The organism is Klebsiella sp. Shm-1 (assembly GCF_040804525.1).
In the GTDB taxonomy this organism is placed as follows: domain Bacteria; phylum Pseudomonadota; class Gammaproteobacteria; order Enterobacterales; family Enterobacteriaceae; genus Klebsiella; species Klebsiella pneumoniae.
Genome location: NZ_CP161823.1, coordinates 4,017,252 through 4,033,494, shown reverse-complemented (window position 1 = coordinate 4,033,494; position 16,243 = coordinate 4,017,252). Strand labels below are relative to the sequence as shown.

Here is a 16,243-nt window from a genome sequence, read left to right as displayed (position 1 = left end):
ATAATGAGGGAATTTCAATGAGCTTTTTTATTTCTGATGCGGTAGCGGCAACGGGTGCACCGGCGCAGGGCAGCCCGATGTCTCTGATTCTGATGCTGGTGGTGTTCGGTCTGATTTTTTACTTCATGATCCTGCGTCCACAGCAGAAGCGCACCAAGGAACATAAGAACCTGATGAACTCCATCGCCAAAGGTGATGAAGTGCTGACCAACGGCGGTCTGGTCGGTCGCGTGACCAAAGTAGCGGAAACTGGCTACATTGCTATCGCGCTGAACGATACCACTGAAGTGGTTATCAAACGTGACTTCGTTGCTGCCGTTCTGCCGAAAGGCACCATGAAGGCGCTGTAATCTAACTTTTCCCAAAGGGAACTGCCGTGTTAAACCGTTATCCTTTGTGGAAGTACGTCATGCTGGTCGTCGTCATTGTCGTCGGCCTGATCTATGCGCTTCCCAACCTGTATGGTGAGGATCCGGCTGTTCAAATCACTGGCGCGCGCGGCGTCGCCGCCAGTGAGCAAACGCTGATCCAGGTCCAGAAAACTTTACAAGAAGAAAAAATAACCGCGAAGTCTGTGGCACTGGAAGAGGGCGCTATTCTTGCGCGCTTCGACACCACTGATACCCAGCTGCGCGCGCGCGAAGCGCTGCTTAACGTGCTGGGTGACAAATACGTCGTGGCGCTGAACCTTGCTCCGGCAACCCCACGCTGGCTGGCGGCGCTCTATGCCGAGCCGATGAAGCTGGGTCTTGATCTGCGCGGCGGCGTGCACTTCCTGATGGAAGTCGACATGGACACCGCGTTAGGCAAACTGCAGGAACAGAACATCGATAGCCTGCGCAGCGAGCTGCGCGACAAAGGCATTCCTTACGCGACCGTGCGTAAAGAAGACAACTACGGTCTGAGCATCGTCTTCCGCGACAGCGCGGCGCGCGACCAGGCTATCTCTTATCTCAGCCCTCGCCATCGCGATCTGGTTATTTCCTCTCAGGGTGACAACAGCCTGAAAGCGGTGATGACCGATGAGCGCCTGAAAGAAGCCCGTGAGTACGCGGTTCAGCAGAACATTAATATCCTGCGTAACCGTGTGAACCAGCTGGGCGTCGCCGAGCCGCTGGTTCAGCGTCAGGGCGCTGACCGCATCGTGGTTGAGCTGCCGGGTATCCAGGATACCGCGCGTGCGAAGGAAATCCTTGGCGCCACCGCGACCCTCGAGTTCCGTCTGGTCAATACTAATGTGGACCAGTCCGCCGCCGCCTCTGGCCGCGTGCCGGGCGACTCGGAAGTGAAGCAGACGCGTGAAGGCCAGCCGGTAGTGCTGTACAAGCGGGTGATCCTGACCGGGGACCATATCACCGACTCGACCTCCAGCATGGATGAGTACAACCAGCCGCAGGTTAACATCTCGCTGGACAGCGCGGGCGGTAACATCATGTCTAACTTCACTAAGGACAACATCGGCAAGCCGATGGCGACCCTGTTCGTGGAGTATAAAGACAGCGGTAAGAAAGACGCTAACGGTCGCGCTATCCTGGCGAAAGAGGAAGAGGTGATTAACATCGCCAACATCCAGTCGCGTCTGGGTAACAGCTTCCGTATCACCGGTATCAGCAATCCGAACGAAGCGCGTCAGCTGTCGCTGCTGCTGCGTGCCGGCGCGCTGATTGCGCCGATTCAGATCGTCGAAGAGCGGACTATCGGCCCAACCCTGGGAATGCAGAACATCAAGCAGGGTCTGGAAGCCTGTCTGGCCGGTCTGGTGGTCTCTATCCTGTTCATGATCCTCTTCTATAAGAAGTTCGGCCTGATTGCGACCTCGGCGCTGATTGCCAACCTGATACTGATTGTCGGCATTATGTCCCTGATCCCGGGGGCGACGCTGACCATGCCGGGCATCGCGGGTATCGTGTTAACCCTTGCGGTGGCGGTCGATGCTAACGTTCTGATCAACGAGCGTATCAAAGAAGAGCTGAGCAACGGGCGTACCGTTCAGCAGGCGATTGACGAAGGTTATCGCGGCGCGTTCAGCTCGATCTTCGACGCCAACGTGACGACGCTTATCAAAGTGATCATCCTGTACGCGGTCGGTACCGGTGCCATTAAAGGGTTTGCGATTACCACCGGTATCGGTATCGCGACCTCAATGTTTACCGCTATCGTCGGCACCCGTGCCATCGTGAACCTGCTGTACGGCGGCAAGCGCGTTAAAAAGCTGTCTATCTGAGGAGTGCGTTGTGGCACAGGAATATACTGTTGAACAATTGAACCACGGCCGTAAAGTCTGGGACTTTATGCGCTGGGACTACTGGGCCTTCGGCATTTCAGGTTTTCTGCTGATTGTGTCGATCGCCATCATCGGCGTTCGCGGGTTTAACTGGGGGCTCGATTTCACCGGCGGTACGGTGATTGAAATTACCCTTGAGAAACCGGTCGATCTGGACCAGATGCGCGATTCCCTGCAGAAAGCGGGCTTTGAAGAGCCGCAGGTGCAGAACTTTGGCAGCAGCCGCGACATCATGGTACGTATGCCGCCGGTGCATGACGCCAACGGCAGCCAGGAGCTGGGCAGCAAGGTCGTGACGGTGATTAACGAATCGACCAGCCAGAATGCGGCAGTGAAGCGTATTGAGTTTGTCGGCCCGAGCGTCGGCGCGGACCTCGCGCAAACTGGCGCCCTGGCGCTGATTGCGGCGCTGGTCTGTATCCTGATCTACGTCGGCTTCCGCTTCGAATGGCGTCTGGCCGCCGGGGTGGTTATCGCCCTGGCGCACGACGTGGTGATCACCATGGGCGTGCTGTCGCTGTTCCATATCGAGATCGACCTGACCATCGTGGCCTCGTTGATGTCGGTTATCGGCTACTCGCTGAACGACAGTATCGTGGTATCGGACCGTATCCGTGAAAACTTCCGTAAGATCCGCCGCGGTACGCCGTATGAGATCTTTAACGTGTCGTTGACCCAGACGCTGCACCGTACCTTGATCACCTCTGGTACCACTTTGATGGTGATCCTGATGCTGTTCCTGTTCGGCGGCCCGATTCTGGAAGGCTTCTCGCTGACCATGCTGATCGGTGTTTCCATCGGTACGGCTTCTTCTATCTACGTCGCGTCCGCGCTGGCGTTGAAGCTGGGCATGAAGCGCGAGCATCTGATCCAGCAGAAGGTCGAAAAAGAAGGGGCGGATCAGCCGTCTATTCTGCCGTAATAGAGTTCAGTTGAGATAAAGCAATCCCGGCCCTTGCGGCCGGGATTTTTTTGCCCGCGACAAAACCTGCTGACAGTATGCTGTCAGGAGCCCTCCCATACACTGCCTCTGAACTCACTAACGAGCAGGAGGAAGTATGAACAACGTGATTAACTGGTTTGAAATTCCGGTCGCCGATATGGATCGCGCCGTCGCGTTTTATGAGCCGGTGATGCAAGTGTCGCTGCGTCGCGAAACCATGGACTGCGCCGAGCTGGCGGTGTTCCCGCATCAGGATCCGGCCCCCGGCGGCGCGCTGGCCAAATTTGAAGGTATCGCGCCCTCGGCGCAGGGCGCTATTATTTATCTGCATACTGATCATCTTGCCGCCACGCTGGAGCGCGTTGCCTCGGCGGGTGGGGCCTGTGTCTTCGGCCCGCTGACGCTGCCGAATGATATTGGCACCATCGCCCTGTTTACCGACAGCGAGGGCAACCGCGTCGGCCTGCACCAGCCGGCTTAACCTTAACTTTTGTGAAGTGAGACATGACCCGACGCGCCGACCGTTTATTTCAGATTGTGCAGATCCTGCGCGGCAGGCGGCTCACTACCGCCGCGCTGCTGGCGGAGCGGCTGGGCGTGTCGGAGCGTACCGTCTATCGCGATATTCGCGATCTCTCCCTCTCCGGCGTACCGGTGGAGGGCGAAGCGGGCAGCGGCTACCGGCTGCTGGCGGGCTACGATCTGCCGCCGCTGATGCTGACCACCAAAGAGTCCGAGGCGCTGATCGCTGCGATTCGGCTGCTGAAAACCTGGGGCGGTGAGGCGCTGTCGCAGTCGCTGGAATCCGCCCAGGAGAAGATGCTGGCGATCCTGCCGGAGGCGCGTCGGCGCCAGGCGGAGCAGACCCGCCTGTTTGCCCCTGACCTTGGCGCGCATCGCTATGCTAAAACCCATTTTGACGTTATCCATCAGGCCGTATCCAATCAGCAGGTATTACAGCTTCACTACCAGGATGAATCCGGTCAGGTGACGTGGCGTGAAGTGCTGCCGCTGGGGCTGTTTTTCTGGGGGGAGCGCTGGCTGCTGGTGGCCTGGTGCGAACTGCGCAATGATTACCGCAATTTTCGCCTCGATCGTTGCCTGGAGGTAAGCGCGACCGAACGTCGATTCAGCGAGTGCGCCGACCGCTCGTTAAGCGATTTTCTGCGCAAGGTCCGGTGCGAGGTGCGGGAGAAATAAAAAAGCCCGGGCAGCAGGAGCTGCGGCCCGGGCGCTGTCTTGCTGTATCAGCGATCAGAAGTTGTAGCCGACCACGAAGTAACCACCCCAGCCGGTCGAGCGAACGCTGAACGGACCATCGCCGAAGTTCAGCTTCGCATCATCAGCCCACTGGCCGCCGTTATGGAAGTAACGGGCGACGATAGAGTAGTGCCAGTGCGCGTAGTTCAGCGCCAGGATGTGGCTGGAGGCGATAGAGTTGCTGGTGCGCGCGTGCTTCCCGTTCAGATCGTAGAAGTTGTCATCGCCGAGGTCAGAACCCCAGTCGAAGTTGGTGAAGCCGATGTAGCTCAGCGAACCGCCCCACAGGTCGGTCAGCGGCACAAAGTATTTCACTTTGAAGCGATAGCCGTCCCATTCGTTTTCGTTGGAGGCGCCGTAGTTCTGCCACTGGTACTTGGCGTAGACGTTCAGCGACAGGCTCATTGGCAGGCCGGTATCGATATCGGTACCCAGACCCATATACCAGGTGCTCTGCTCCTGGGAGTCGTTGCGGCCCATATCGTAGATATAGTTGTTGGCGAAATACCATTCTTTGAACGGCCCGAAGCTCAGGTCGGTATTGGTCAGCTTATCGATAGAGAAACGCGGTTCGATCTCCATAAACAGCGGGGAACCTTTGTTCCAGATACCTTTTGCCGTGCTGTTGCCGCCGAAGAATACCGGGGCATCGATATAGCCGTAGAAATCAAACCAGTCTTTTTTGGCGAACGCTTCGTATTCTAGGTAGGTATCGTTACGGATCTGCGGTCCAAAACGGGTGTGGTAGCTGCCCACCACGTTAACACTCTGGTGCCACCAGTCAGACAGATACTGCGGTTTGTCGTTTTCTGCCGCGCCCGCGGCAAAAGTAGTGGAGAGCGCCACAACCGCACCCGCTGCCAGTAATGTTTTTTTCATAGTAATGCCACTGTTTAAATTGAGCCTGAAGGCGTTAAAAGAAGTGCCGAAGCGTTTCTAAATATTTCGTCTTTCTGTGGGGGTCTATTATAGGAATCATTGCTCACAAAAATACGTGTTGTTTCACATAACCAGAACATGCGTAATCGATTGCGTTCACGATTCTATGCATTTCTTGACAAAATGCTACTGAAAATCGCGCTGCAGAACGATTTCTAATGAACTCTTGCGAAAAGTTGTAAGTGGATAAGAAAGACGGGGCAGGAGGTAGCCGGGCGGGGCAGGCCCGGCTGAAGGCTTACTGGGCGGCGGCGGGCTGGATATCGTGTACGCGAATAAAACCGACTTTATCTGGCGTTACATTGAGGCGCAACGGGATATCGACATCGCTGGGGGCGAGGGTGCTGGCCGGCGCGCTAATCAGCTGATCCTGAACATTGACTTCCTGATAGCTGTGGGTGGTGCCGGTGATCTGTCCGGAAGCGACGGTGGCGGTAAAGGCCGGCAGCGGATCGTTGGATTCGCCCTGAATGCGTAAGGTCAGGCGTGACCCATCGCCATCCGGGGTAATACTGCCCACCGACATGCGCAGGGTGCCGATCTGGCTCTCCAGCCGCGCCGGGGTCTTGGCCTCCGGCAGCAGATAGACGCCGCGGGTGGATTTGGCGTTCAGCGCGTTTTGCTGGGTGATTTTGATCGTTTGCTGGTTGAGCTGGGTCATCTCCTGGCTCAGCGTACTCACGCTCTGGTGCATCTGGCGGATTTCGCTTTGCTGGGCGCAGGCGGTCAGGGTGAACAGGCAGCCCGCGATGGCGAGCTTCAGGTAACGTCTTGTCATGGTCAGGATTCCGTTTACAGAGGATGCTTAATGGTAGCCAAACCGGCCTCATCTCCCATAGATCCTTTGTCTCAAAAGCTCTTTCTTTGTAGTCCGGTCACTTCGCGGTAAACTACTCTTCAGTTTAACTACCTGTCAGGACGCGCTATGCATTGCCCTTTCTGTTTCGCCGTGGATACCAAAGTGATCGACTCTCGTCTGGTGGGGGAAGGCTCTTCCGTGCGTCGCCGTCGGCAGTGCCTGGTCTGTAACGAACGCTTTACCACCTTCGAAGTGGCGGAGCTGGTGATGCCGCGGGTGGTGAAGAGTAACGATGTGCGCGAACCCTTCAACGAAGACAAGCTGCGCAGCGGGATGCTGAAAGCGCTGGAGAAACGTCCGGTTAGCGCCGACGACGTGGAAATGGCGGTCAACCATATCAAGACTCATCTGCGCGGCACCGGCGAGCGCGAAGTGGCCAGCAAAATGATCGGCAACCTGGTGATGGAGCAGCTGAAAAAGCTGGATAAAGTCGCCTATATTCGCTTCGCGTCGGTCTATCGCAGCTTCGAAGATATTAAAGAATTCGGCGAAGAGATCGCCCGCTTACAGGACTAAGCCATGCAGGACGAAATGTACATGGCGCGTGCGCTGAAGCTTGCCGCGCGCGGTCGCTTTACTACCCATCCTAACCCTAACGTCGGCTGCGTCATTGTGAAAGACGGCGAGATCGTCGGCGAGGGGTTTCACTATCGCGCCGGCGAGCCGCATGCTGAAGTGCACGCCCTGCGCATGGCTGGCGAAAAGGCGCGCGGCGCCACCGCCTACGTCACTCTTGAGCCCTGCAGCCACCATGGCCGTACGCCGCCATGCTGCGATGCGCTGATTGCCGCCGGCGTCAGCCGCGTGGTCGCCGCGATGCAGGATCCGAACCCGCAGGTGGCGGGGCGCGGTTTGTATCGCCTGCAGCAGTCCGGCATTGAGGTCAGCCATGGGCTGATGATGAACGAAGCGGAAGCGCTGAATAAGGGCTTTCTGAAGCGGATGCGCACCGGTTTTCCCTGGGTGCAGCTGAAGCTGGGCGCCTCGCTGGACGGCCGCACGGCGATGGCCAGCGGCGAAAGCCAGTGGATCACCTCCCCGCAGGCGCGACGCGACGTGCAGCGTCTGCGCGCCCAGAGCCATGCCATCCTGACCAGCAGCGCCACCGTGCTGGCGGACGATCCGGCGCTGACCGTGCGCTGGCAGGAGCTGAGCGCCGATACCCAGGCGCTTTATCCCGAAGAGAATTTGCGCCAGCCGCTGCGCGTCGTCATCGACAGCCAGAACCGCGTCACGCCTGAGCATCGTATTGTGCAGCAGGCGGGGGAAACGCTGTTTGCCCGCCTGCGCGCCGATGAACGGCAGTGGCCGGAAAGCGCCCGCACGCTGCTGGTACCGGAGCATAACGGCCATCTCGATCTGGTGCTGCTGATGATGCTGCTTGGCAAACAGCAGATCAACAGCGTCTGGGTTGAGGCAGGGGCTACGCTTGCCGGGGCGCTGCTGCAGGCGGGCCTGGTCGACGAGCTTATCGTCTATATTGCGCCTAAACTGTTAGGCAATACGGCGCGTGGATTATGCGCGCTGCCGGGGCTTGAAGAGCTGAGCCAGGCCCCCCATTTTAAATTCAATGAGATACGTCAGGTTGGCCCGGATGTCTGCCTGCATTTAACCACTGCGTGAGGCTTTCCTGATTATTAGGAAGCAGCGCTCAGAATAATATGATAAAATCCGCCCCCCTTGCGGGGCACATGAACCCGAAGGAAGAGTATGAACATTATTGAAGCTAACGTTGCTACCCCGGACGCTCGCGTCGCCATCACCATTGCGCGTTTCAACAACTTTATCAATGACAGCCTGCTGGAAGGCGCGATTGACGCCCTGAAACGCATTGGTCAGGTAAAAGATGAAAACATCACCGTCGTTTGGGTTCCAGGCGCGTATGAGCTGCCGCTGGCGGCTGGCGCACTGGCGAAAACCGGTAAATATGACGCGGTGATCGCGCTGGGGACGGTGATTCGCGGCGGTACCGCCCACTTTGAATATGTGGCAGGCGGTGCCAGCAATGGCCTGGCGCATGTCGCTCAGGATAGCGAAATCCCGGTAGCCTTTGGTGTTCTGACCACTGAAAGTATTGAACAAGCCATTGAGCGCGCTGGCACCAAAGCCGGTAACAAAGGTGCAGAAGCTGCGCTGACCGCGCTGGAAATGATTAACGTATTGAAAGCCATCAAGGCCTGATTTTTGTAAGGGGAATTCCGTGAAACCTGCTGCTCGTCGCCGCGCCCGTGAGTGTGCCGTTCAGGCGCTCTACTCCTGGCAGTTGTCCCACAACGACATCGCTGATGTCGAATACCAGTTCCTGGCGGAACAGGACGTAAAAGATGTTGATGTTCTGTATTTCCGCGAACTGCTGTCCGGAGTGGCGACTAACAGCGCGTACCTCGACGGCCTGATGAAGCCCTACCTGTCCCGCCAGCTGGAAGAGCTGGGCCAGGTTGAAAAAGCGGTGCTGCGTATCGCGCTGTTTGAGCTGTCCAAACGTGATGACGTACCGTATAAAGTGGCCATCAATGAAGCTATCGAACTGGCGAAAACCTTCGGCGCTGAAGATAGCCATAAGTTCGTTAACGGCGTGCTGGACAAAGCGGCTCCGGTAATTCGTCCCCACAAGAAGTAAACTGCAGGCCGGGTTTTGCGAGGGTCGCCTCGCAGCCCGGCCTTATTTATTATTTTGCTGAGGCATAACGTATGGCATGCGGCGAATTCTCCCTGATTGCCCGTTATTTTGATCGCGTTAAAAGCGCCCGCCTTGATGTTGAAACCGGCATCGGCGATGACTGCGCGCTCCTGCATATTCCCGAGAAAAAAACGCTGGCAATCAGCACCGACACCCTGGTGGCGGGCAATCACTTCTTACCCGATATCGACCCGGCCGACCTCGCCTATAAAGCGCTGGCGGTGAACCTGAGCGACCTCGCGGCGATGGGCGCGGAACCAGCGTGGCTCACGCTGGCGCTGACCTTGCCGGAGGTGGATGAAGTCTGGCTGGAAGCCTTCAGCGACAGCCTGTTTGTCCAGCTGGACTATTACGATATGCAACTGATTGGCGGCGACACTACCCGTGGCCCGCTCTCCATGACGCTGGGTATCCACGGCTTTGTGCCGCCGGGACGCGCCATGAAACGCGCTGGCGCGAAGCCGGGGGACTGGATCTATGTTACCGGCACTCCGGGAGACAGCGCCGCCGGTCTGGCGGTACTGCAGAATCGTCTAACGGTGGATGAATCGTCTGACGCCGACTACCTGCTGGCCCGTCATCTGCGGCCGATGCCGCGCGTGCTGCAGGGCCAGGCGCTGCGTGACCTGGCGACATCGGTTATCGATCTCTCCGACGGCCTGATCTCCGATCTGGGCCATATTCTCAAAGCCAGCGGCTGCGGCGCACGTATCGATCTCGATGCCATGCCGTACTCCGATGCGATGCTGCGCCAGGTTGATTCTGAGCAGGCGCTGCGCTGGGCGCTCGCCGGCGGGGAAGATTACGAGCTGTGCTTTACCGTACCGGAGCTGAACCGCGGGGCGCTGGACGTGGCTCTTGGCCATCTTGGCGCGCGTTTTACCTGTATCGGACAGATTGCGCCGGAGAGCGAAGGGCTGCAGTTTATCCGCGACGGTAAGCCGGTCGCGCTTGATTTAAAGGGATACGATCACTTTGCGTAGTCGAGACGAGGCGCTTAGCCGCCTGAGTATGCGTAATCCGTGGCATCTGCTGGCGACCGGCTTTGGCAGCGGCTTAAGCCCGGTGGTGCCGGGGACGATGGGCTCGCTGGCGGCGATCCCGTTCTGGTATCTGATGACCTTTCTCCCCTGGCAGCTTTACTCGCTGGTGGTGATGATGAGCATCTGTATCGGCGTCTATCTGTGCCATCGCACGGCCAAAGATATGGGCACCCATGACCACGGCAGCATCGTCTGGGACGAGTTCGTCGGGATGTGGATCACCCTGATGGCGCTGCCGACCCTGGACTGGCAGTGGGTGGCCGCCGGCTTCGTGATTTTCCGTATCTTCGATATGTGGAAGCCGTGGCCGATTCGCTGGTTTGATCGCAATATCCACGGCGGAATGGGGATTATGGTCGACGACATCGTCGCCGGCGTGATCTCCGCCGGCGTGCTGTACGTCATTGGCCATCACTGGCCCATCGGTCTGCTTTAACCGCCTCTCCCCGGCAACGCTACGCTGCCGGGGAAACCACGCCCGTCACTTAAATCCCACCACCGGATGCGGCTGATACGGCGCCTCCAGCTTGTCGATCTGTTCCGCGGAGAGCGTCAAATCCACCGCCTGCAGCAGATCATCGAGCTGTTCCTGACGCGACGGGCCGATAATCGGCGCGGCGACGCCGGGTTTGCTTAACAGCCAGGCGAGAGCGACCTGGGCGCGGCTGGCGTCGAGTTCTTCCGCCACGTCCGCGAGATTCCCGGCGATCTGCGCATCGTTTTCTTCACTGGCGCTGTACAGCGATTTGCCGAACTCATCTGAGACCAGCCGGGCGGTGGTCTCACCCCAGGGGCGGGTTAGCCTGCCGCGCGCCAGCGGACTCCACGGGATCACCGCTACGCCGTTACGTTGGCACAAGGGCAGCATCTCATTCTCTTCTTCCCGGTAAATCAGGTTGTAGTGATCCTGCATGGTAACGAAGCGCGCCCAGCCGTTCTGCTGCTGGAGCGCCAGCGCCTGGGCAAACTGTCGGGCATGCATGGACGAGGCGCCGATATAGCGCGCTTTGCCGGCTTTCACCACCTCGTCCAGCGCTTCGAGCGTCTCTTCAATCGGGGTGGTATAGTCCCAGCGGTGGATCTGCAGCAGGTCGACATAGTCCATCCCGAGACGGCGCAGGCTGTCGTCGATGGAGCGCAGGATCTGCGCCCGGGAAAGTCCTTCCGCCAGATCGCCGACCTGGTGATACACCTTGGTGGCGACAACCACCTCGTCACGGCGGGCAAAGTCGCGCAGGGCGCGGCCAACGATCTCTTCGCTGCTGCCGTCGGAGTAGCTATTTGCGGTATCGAAGAAGTTGATGCCGCCTTCAATGGCGTGCTGGATAAGCGGGCGGCTGCTCTCTTCCGGAAGCGTCCAGGCGTGTCTGCCGCGGTCCGGCTCGCCGAAGGTCATGCAGCCGAGGCAGAGTCGGGAAACACGTAAGGCAGTATCACCGAGGGGGATATAGTGCATAGTGCGCTCCTGCTATTCATCAAGGGTATCCCTTAAGCATAGCAGGAGCGGAAGGGGCAATTATGCCAGCCAGTCGCGGATTTTGGCTTCAATACCGGCGGCATCAAGGCCGAGGTCGGCGCGGATCTCTTCCTGAGTGCCCTGAGGAATAAAATAATCCGGCAGGCCAATATTGAGCACCGGTACCGCCCGGCGGTGGGCCATCAGCACTTCGTTCACGCCGCTGCCGGCGCCGCCCATGATGGCGTTCTCTTCCAGCGTCACCAGCGCGTCGTGCTCGCCGGCCAGCTGGAGGATCAGCGCGGTATCCAGCGGCTTCACAAAGCGCATATCCACCAGGGTGGCGTTGAGTTTGTCCGCTACTGCCGCGGCTTCCGGCAGCAGGGTGCCAAAGTTGAGGATCGCTATTTTCTCGCCCTGACGTTTCACCACCCCTTTGCCGATCGGCAGCGATGCCAGCGGCTCGAGCGTCGCGCCGGTGCCGCTACCGCGCGGATAGCGCACCGCGCAGGGGCCGTCGCTGTAGTGGTAGCCGGTGTACAGCATCTGGCGACATTCATTTTCATCGCTCGGGGTCATTACCACCATATCCGGAATACAGCGCAGGAAGGAGAGATCGAACGCTCCCTGATGCGTCTGGCCGTCTGCGCCGACGATCCCGGCGCGGTCGATAGCAAATAGCACCGGCAGCTTCTGGATAGCCACATCATGGATCACCTGATCGTAGGCTCGCTGCAGGAAGGTGGAGTAGATCGCCACCACCGGCTTGTAGTCGCCAATCGCCAGCCCGGCGGCGAAGGTGACCGCATGCTGCTCGGCAATGGCGACGTCAAAGTACCGATCGGGGAATTTCTTCGAAAACTCCACCATCCCTGAACCTTCGCGCATCGCCGGCGTGATCGCCATCAGCTTGTTGTCTTTGGCCGCCGTTTCACACAGCCAGTCACCGAAGATTTTCGAGTAGGAAGGGAGGCCGCCGCTGCTTTTGGGCAGTACGCCGCTGGTATGGTCGAATTTTGGCACCGCATGGAAGGTGATCGGGTCTTTCTCGGCGGGCTCATAGCCGCGGCCTTTTTTGGTCATAATATGCAGGAACTGCGGGCCTTTCAGGTCGCGCATGTTCTTCAGCGTGCTGACCAGACCGAGCACGTCATGGCCATCCACCGGGCCAATGTAGTTAAAGCCCAGCTCTTCAAACAGCGTGCCCGGCACCACCATCCCTTTGATATGCTCTTCGGTACGCTTAAGCAGCTCTTTAATCGGCGGCACCCCGGAGAAGACCTTTTTGCCCCCTTCGCGCAGGGTGGAGTAGAGCTTACCGGAGAGCAGCTGCGCCAGATGATTGTTCAGCGCGCCGACGTTCTCGGAAATCGACATTTCATTGTCATTCAGCACCACCAGCAGGTCGGGTTTGATATCCCCGGCGTGGTTCATCGCCTCAAACGCCATGCCGGCGGTGATCGCCCCGTCGCCAATGACGCACACCGCGCGCCGCTGCTTATCCTCTTTCGCGGCGGCGATAGCCACCCCGATACCCGCGGAAATGGAAGTGGAGGAGTGACCGACGCTCAGCACGTCATACTCGCTTTCACCGCGCCACGGGAAGGGATGCAGGCCGCCTTTCTGACGAATGGTGCCGATTTTGTCCCGGCGACCGGTCAGAATTTTATGCGGGTAGGCCTGATGGCCGACGTCCCAGATCAGGCGATCGAACGGCGTGTTATACACGTAGTGCAGCGCCACGGTCAGTTCCACCGTGCCGAGGCCAGAGGCAAAGTGACCGCTGGAACGGCTGACGCTGTCCAGTAGATAGCGCCGCAGCTCATCACATAGCTTCGGCAGGCTCTCTTTTGGCAACAGGCGCAACTCCTGGGTGGAATCTACCAGCGCCAGGGTCGGGTATTTGGCAATATCAAAACTCATCAGAGACTCATTTTTTGTTTATTTATCGCGCTGAATAATGTAATTCGCGAGCGCTTCCAGTGCCGAAGTATCCAGAGATTGTGCGGCCAGCTCATCTAACGACCGGCGGGCATCAGCGATCAGGTCGTGCGCTTTCTTCCGGGCTTGCTCAAGACCCAGGAGGGCGGGATAGGTGCTTTTACCCAATTGCTGGTCGGCACCCTGACGTTTGCCAAGGGTCGCAGTATCCCCTACCACGTCGAGAATGTCATCCTGGACCTGGAAGGCAAGACCGATATTTTCCGCATAGCGATCCAGCGCGGGCAGGGCGGCGCGGCCGCGTTCGCCGGCGCTCAGGGCTCCCATCCGGACGGCGGCGCGGATCAGGGCGCCCGTTTTGTGGCGATGGATACGCTCCAGCGCCTGTAAATCAACCTGCTGTCCCTCGGCCTGCAGATCCAGCGCCTGGCCGCCGCACATGCCCGCCACGCCGCTGGCCTGCGCCAGTTCGGAAACCATCGCCAGCCGGTCCCGGTCAGGAACGTCGACCATCGGCGCATCACTCAGTATAGAGAACGCCAGCGTTTGCAGGGCATCTCCCGCAAGAATTGCGTTGGCTTCGCCAAATTTAATATGGCAGGTCGGCAGGCCGCGGCGCAGATCGTCATCATCCATCGCCGGCAAATCATCATGCATCAGGGAGTAGGCATGAATGCATTCGACCGCCGCGGCAGGAGCATCCAGCGTGGTACGGCACACGCCGAACATCTCGCCGGTGGCGTAGACAAGGAAGGGACGCAGGCGTTTACCGCCTAACAATGCGCCATAATGCATCGCTTCCACCAGCGGAGTGTTCTGAAAGGGCTGCGGGGCGATGAAACGGCGCAGCGCTTCGTTTGCCTGTTCCACACAGGCCTGCAATTGTTGCGGGAAATCCATTTATTCAGCGTCCGGCGTAAAAGGCGTGGTCGGGGAATCTTCACTATCCGCCAGCAGGATCTGCACGCGCTGTTCGGCCTTCTGCAGCTGACTTTGCCCCTGGCGCGCCAGCTGTACGCCGCGCTCAAATTCGCTTAGCGCTTCCTCTAACGGCAAATCGCCGCTTTCCAGACGGTTAACGATCTGCTCCAGTTCGCCCAGAGCAGTTTCAAAGCTGGCCGGGGCCTCATTTTTCTTTGGCATAGTGAATGTAGACTCTTGTTATGTCGCGACGGCAATACCGGGTATGGTAACGAAGTCACGCGTGTAAGCAAATAACGCGCAATGGTGATATACTCCGCGCCCAGGATGCAGGCACCGGTGTGCGCTGCTTTACAACTTTTGCTTATAGCCCCGTCGGGCTTGCCAACGAACTATTGTCGCTATGAAGTTTATCATTAAATTGTTCCCGGAAATCACCATCAAAAGCCAATCTGTGCGGTTGCGCTTCATTAAAATCTTAACCGGGAACATTCGTAACGTTCTCAAAAACTATGATGAGACGCTGGCCGTCGTCCGTCATTGGGATCATATCGAAGTTCGCGCGAAAGATGAAAATCAGCGCCCGGCTATTCGCGATGCGCTGACCCGTATCCCCGGCATCCACCATATTCTGGAAGTCGAAGACGTGCCGTTCACCTCGCTGCACGATATTTTCGAGCAGACGCTGCCGCTGTGGCGCGAGGCGCTGGAAGGCAAAACCTTCTGCGTGCGAGTGAAGCGTCGCGGCAAACATGAATTCACCTCAATTGAAGTGGAACGCTACGTCGGCGGCGGTCTGAATCAGCATATTGAAACGGCGCGCGTGAAGCTGACCGACCCGGACGTCACCGTCAATCTCGAGATTGAAAACGATCGCCTGCTGCTGGTGAAAGGCCGCTATGAAGGCATCGGCGGTTTCCCGATCGGCACCCAGGAAGATGTGCTGTCGCTGATCTCCGGCGGCTTTGACTCCGGCGTCTCCAGCTACATGCTGATGCGCCGCGGCTGCCGCGTTCATTACTGCTTCTTTAACCTTGGCGGCGCCGCCCATGAGATTGGCGTCCGCCAGGTTGCGCATTATCTGTGGAACCGCTTCGGCAGCTCACACCGCGTTCGCTTTGTGGCGATTAACTTTGAGCCAGTAGTCGGCGAAATCCTTGAAAAAGTGGACGACGGCCAGATGGGCGTCGTGCTCAAGCGCATGATGGTCCGCGCCGCGTCAAAAGTCGCGGAACGCTATGGCGTGCAGGCGCTGGTCACCGGCGAAGCGCTCGGCCAGGTCTCCAGTCAGACCCTCACTAACCTGCGCCTGATCGATAATGTCTCCGATACTCTGATCCTGCGCCCGCTGATTTCGCACGATAAAGAGCACATCATCGACCTGGCGCGTGAGATCGGCACGGAAGATTTCGCCCGCACCATGCCGGAATATTGCGGCGTGATCTCCAAGAGCCCGACCGTGAAGGCGGTGAAGGCGAAGATTGAAGCGGAAGAAGAACACTTCGATTTCAGCATCCTTGATAAAGTGGTGGAAGAGGCGAGCAATATCGATATCCGCGAGATCGCCCAGCAGACGGAAGAGACGGTGGTGGAAGTGGAAACCGTGACCGGCTTTGGCGCCAATGACGCGATCCTCGACATTCGCTCCATCGACGAGCAGGAAGACAAGCCGCTGAAGGTCGAGGGGGTTGAGGTTGTTTCCCTGCCGTTCTACAAGCTAAGCACCAAATTTGGCGATCTCGATCAGAGCAAAACCTGGCTGCTGTGGTGTGAGCGCGGGGTGATGAGCCGTCTGCAGGCGCTTTATTTGCGCGAGCAGGGCTTCAGCAACGTGAAAGTTTATCGCCCGTAACAGATTGTTATGATGCAAAAGGCCTTCCCTGATGGAAGGCCTTTTTACTATTGGCAGGGGAGTAT

General features: G+C 58.4%; 18 protein-coding genes. 12 read left to right on the top strand and 6 right to left on the bottom strand.

The window, feature by feature from the left end; all coding sequences use genetic code 11:
* Positions 1-17 precede the first annotated feature (17 nt).
* The 5 genes from yajC to AB1E37_RS19805 all read left to right on the top strand — a co-directional run bounded on the left by yajC (position 18) and on the right by AB1E37_RS19805 (position 4,427).
* Positions 18-350 carry a preprotein translocase subunit YajC gene (gene yajC, locus AB1E37_RS19825; protein WP_002890398.1) on the top strand — a complete coding sequence of 111 codons (333 nt, stop codon included), beginning with the start codon at positions 18-20 and terminating at the stop codon, positions 348-350.
* A 26-nt stretch (positions 351-376) separates the two neighbouring features.
* The gene (secD, locus tag AB1E37_RS19820; RefSeq protein WP_002890400.1) at positions 377-2,224 is read left to right on the top strand and encodes a protein translocase subunit SecD; all 1,848 of its coding nucleotides are present in this window, start codon (positions 377-379) and stop codon (positions 2,222-2,224) included.
* Positions 2,225-2,234: 10 nt separating this feature from the next.
* On the top strand, positions 2,235-3,206 hold the full coding sequence (gene secF, locus AB1E37_RS19815; RefSeq protein ID WP_002890403.1) for a protein translocase subunit SecF: 972 nt from the start codon (positions 2,235-2,237) through the stop codon (positions 3,204-3,206).
* Positions 3,207-3,342: 136 nt separating this feature from the next.
* On the top strand, positions 3,343-3,708 hold the full coding sequence (locus AB1E37_RS19810) for a VOC family protein (protein ID WP_002890404.1): 366 nt from the start codon (positions 3,343-3,345) through the stop codon (positions 3,706-3,708).
* 23 nt (positions 3,709-3,731) lie between these two features.
* A complete protein-coding gene (locus AB1E37_RS19805) occupies positions 3,732-4,427 on the top strand; it encodes a YafY family protein (RefSeq protein ID WP_004178736.1) in 696 nt (231 codons plus the stop codon).
* Between the two features lie 54 nt (positions 4,428-4,481).
* On the opposite strand, the gene AB1E37_RS19800 is transcribed toward AB1E37_RS19805, so the two are convergent.
* Positions 4,482-5,366, bottom strand: a complete 885-nt coding sequence (locus AB1E37_RS19800) for a nucleoside-specific channel-forming protein Tsx (RefSeq protein ID WP_002890412.1) — start codon at positions 5,364-5,366, stop codon at positions 4,482-4,484.
* A gap of 298 nt (positions 5,367-5,664) precedes the next feature.
* Positions 5,665-6,204, bottom strand: coding sequence for a DUF3251 domain-containing protein (locus AB1E37_RS19795; protein WP_002890414.1), 540 nt, complete (start codon positions 6,202-6,204; stop codon positions 5,665-5,667).
* A 147-nt stretch (positions 6,205-6,351) separates the two neighbouring features.
* Here AB1E37_RS19795 and nrdR point away from each other — a divergent pair, with 147 nt between their 5' ends.
* From nrdR to pgpA, 6 genes are all read left to right on the top strand, one after another.
* The gene (nrdR, locus tag AB1E37_RS19790; RefSeq protein WP_002890417.1) at positions 6,352-6,801 is read left to right on the top strand and encodes a transcriptional regulator NrdR; all 450 of its coding nucleotides are present in this window, start codon (positions 6,352-6,354) and stop codon (positions 6,799-6,801) included.
* Between the two features lie 3 nt (positions 6,802-6,804).
* A complete protein-coding gene (gene ribD, locus AB1E37_RS19785) occupies positions 6,805-7,908 on the top strand; it encodes a bifunctional diaminohydroxyphosphoribosylaminopyrimidine deaminase/5-amino-6-(5-phosphoribosylamino)uracil reductase RibD (RefSeq protein ID WP_004222978.1) in 1,104 nt (367 codons plus the stop codon).
* Between the two features lie 87 nt (positions 7,909-7,995).
* Positions 7,996-8,466: a 6,7-dimethyl-8-ribityllumazine synthase gene (ribE, locus tag AB1E37_RS19780; RefSeq protein WP_001021161.1), complete on the top strand. Its 471-nt coding sequence runs from the start codon at positions 7,996-7,998 to the stop codon at positions 8,464-8,466.
* 19 nt (positions 8,467-8,485) lie between these two features.
* Positions 8,486-8,905 (top strand): transcription antitermination factor NusB, encoded by a 420-nt coding sequence (gene nusB, locus AB1E37_RS19775; protein ID WP_002891356.1) that lies wholly within the window; start codon positions 8,486-8,488, stop codon positions 8,903-8,905.
* A 71-nt stretch (positions 8,906-8,976) separates the two neighbouring features.
* A complete protein-coding gene (gene thiL, locus AB1E37_RS19770; protein WP_032447371.1) occupies positions 8,977-9,948 on the top strand; it encodes a thiamine-phosphate kinase in 972 nt (323 codons plus the stop codon).
* Positions 9,949-9,976: 28 nt separating this feature from the next.
* Positions 9,977-10,444 (top strand): phosphatidylglycerophosphatase A, encoded by a 468-nt coding sequence (gene pgpA / locus AB1E37_RS19765; protein ID WP_004204830.1) that lies wholly within the window; start codon positions 9,977-9,979, stop codon positions 10,442-10,444.
* A 45-nt stretch (positions 10,445-10,489) separates the two neighbouring features.
* Here the strand turns inward: pgpA and AB1E37_RS19760 are convergent, their stop codons facing one another.
* The 4 genes from AB1E37_RS19760 to xseB are packed head-to-tail and all read right to left on the bottom strand — an operon-like array spanning position 10,490 to position 14,548.
* Positions 10,490-11,464: an aldo/keto reductase gene (locus AB1E37_RS19760; RefSeq protein WP_004191727.1), complete on the bottom strand. Its 975-nt coding sequence runs from the start codon at positions 11,462-11,464 to the stop codon at positions 10,490-10,492.
* Positions 11,465-11,524: 60 nt separating this feature from the next.
* Positions 11,525-13,387 (bottom strand): 1-deoxy-D-xylulose-5-phosphate synthase, encoded by a 1,863-nt coding sequence (dxs, locus tag AB1E37_RS19755; protein WP_004144655.1) that lies wholly within the window; start codon positions 13,385-13,387, stop codon positions 11,525-11,527.
* A gap of 18 nt (positions 13,388-13,405) precedes the next feature.
* The gene (ispA, locus tag AB1E37_RS19750; RefSeq protein ID WP_004144656.1) at positions 13,406-14,305 is read right to left on the bottom strand and encodes a (2E,6E)-farnesyl diphosphate synthase; all 900 of its coding nucleotides are present in this window, start codon (positions 14,303-14,305) and stop codon (positions 13,406-13,408) included.
* The gene (xseB, locus tag AB1E37_RS19745; protein ID WP_002891398.1) at positions 14,306-14,548 is read right to left on the bottom strand and encodes an exodeoxyribonuclease VII small subunit; all 243 of its coding nucleotides are present in this window, start codon (positions 14,546-14,548) and stop codon (positions 14,306-14,308) included. It abuts the gene before it with no gap.
* 181 nt (positions 14,549-14,729) lie between these two features.
* On the opposite strand from xseB, the gene thiI reads away from it, so the two are divergent.
* Positions 14,730-16,178, top strand: a complete 1,449-nt coding sequence (gene thiI / locus AB1E37_RS19740) for a tRNA uracil 4-sulfurtransferase ThiI (protein WP_004151340.1) — start codon at positions 14,730-14,732, stop codon at positions 16,176-16,178.
* Positions 16,179-16,243: the final 65 nt, after the last annotated feature.

Excerpts from the sequence above, each read along its gene's own strand:
- AB1E37_RS19805 (WP_004178736.1), top strand. The coding sequence starts at position 3,732 with ATGACCCGACGCGCCGACCGTTTATTTCAGATTGTGCAGATCCTGCGC.
- AB1E37_RS19795 (WP_002890414.1), bottom strand. The coding sequence starts at position 6,204 with ATGACAAGACGTTACCTGAAGCTCGCCATCGCGGGCTGCCTGTTCACC.
- ribE (WP_001021161.1), top strand. The coding sequence starts at position 7,996 with ATGAACATTATTGAAGCTAACGTTGCTACCCCGGACGCTCGCGTCGCC.
- AB1E37_RS19810 (WP_002890404.1), top strand. The coding sequence starts at position 3,343 with ATGAACAACGTGATTAACTGGTTTGAAATTCCGGTCGCCGATATGGAT.
- AB1E37_RS19760 (WP_004191727.1), bottom strand. The coding sequence starts at position 11,464 with ATGCACTATATCCCCCTCGGTGATACTGCCTTACGTGTTTCCCGACTC.
- thiL (WP_032447371.1), top strand. The coding sequence starts at position 8,977 with ATGGCATGCGGCGAATTCTCCCTGATTGCCCGTTATTTTGATCGCGTT.
- pgpA (WP_004204830.1), top strand. The coding sequence starts at position 9,977 with ATGCGTAATCCGTGGCATCTGCTGGCGACCGGCTTTGGCAGCGGCTTA.
- nrdR (WP_002890417.1), top strand. The coding sequence starts at position 6,352 with ATGCATTGCCCTTTCTGTTTCGCCGTGGATACCAAAGTGATCGACTCT.
- AB1E37_RS19800 (WP_002890412.1), bottom strand. The coding sequence starts at position 5,366 with ATGAAAAAAACATTACTGGCAGCGGGTGCGGTTGTGGCGCTCTCCACT.
- thiI (WP_004151340.1), top strand. The coding sequence starts at position 14,730 with ATGAAGTTTATCATTAAATTGTTCCCGGAAATCACCATCAAAAGCCAA.
- ispA (WP_004144656.1), bottom strand. The coding sequence starts at position 14,305 with ATGGATTTCCCGCAACAATTGCAGGCCTGTGTGGAACAGGCAAACGAA.
- dxs (WP_004144655.1), bottom strand. The coding sequence starts at position 13,387 with ATGAGTTTTGATATTGCCAAATACCCGACCCTGGCGCTGGTAGATTCC.
- xseB (WP_002891398.1), bottom strand. The coding sequence starts at position 14,548 with ATGCCAAAGAAAAATGAGGCCCCGGCCAGCTTTGAAACTGCTCTGGGC.
- ribD (WP_004222978.1), top strand. The coding sequence starts at position 6,805 with ATGCAGGACGAAATGTACATGGCGCGTGCGCTGAAGCTTGCCGCGCGC.
- yajC (WP_002890398.1), top strand. The coding sequence starts at position 18 with ATGAGCTTTTTTATTTCTGATGCGGTAGCGGCAACGGGTGCACCGGCG.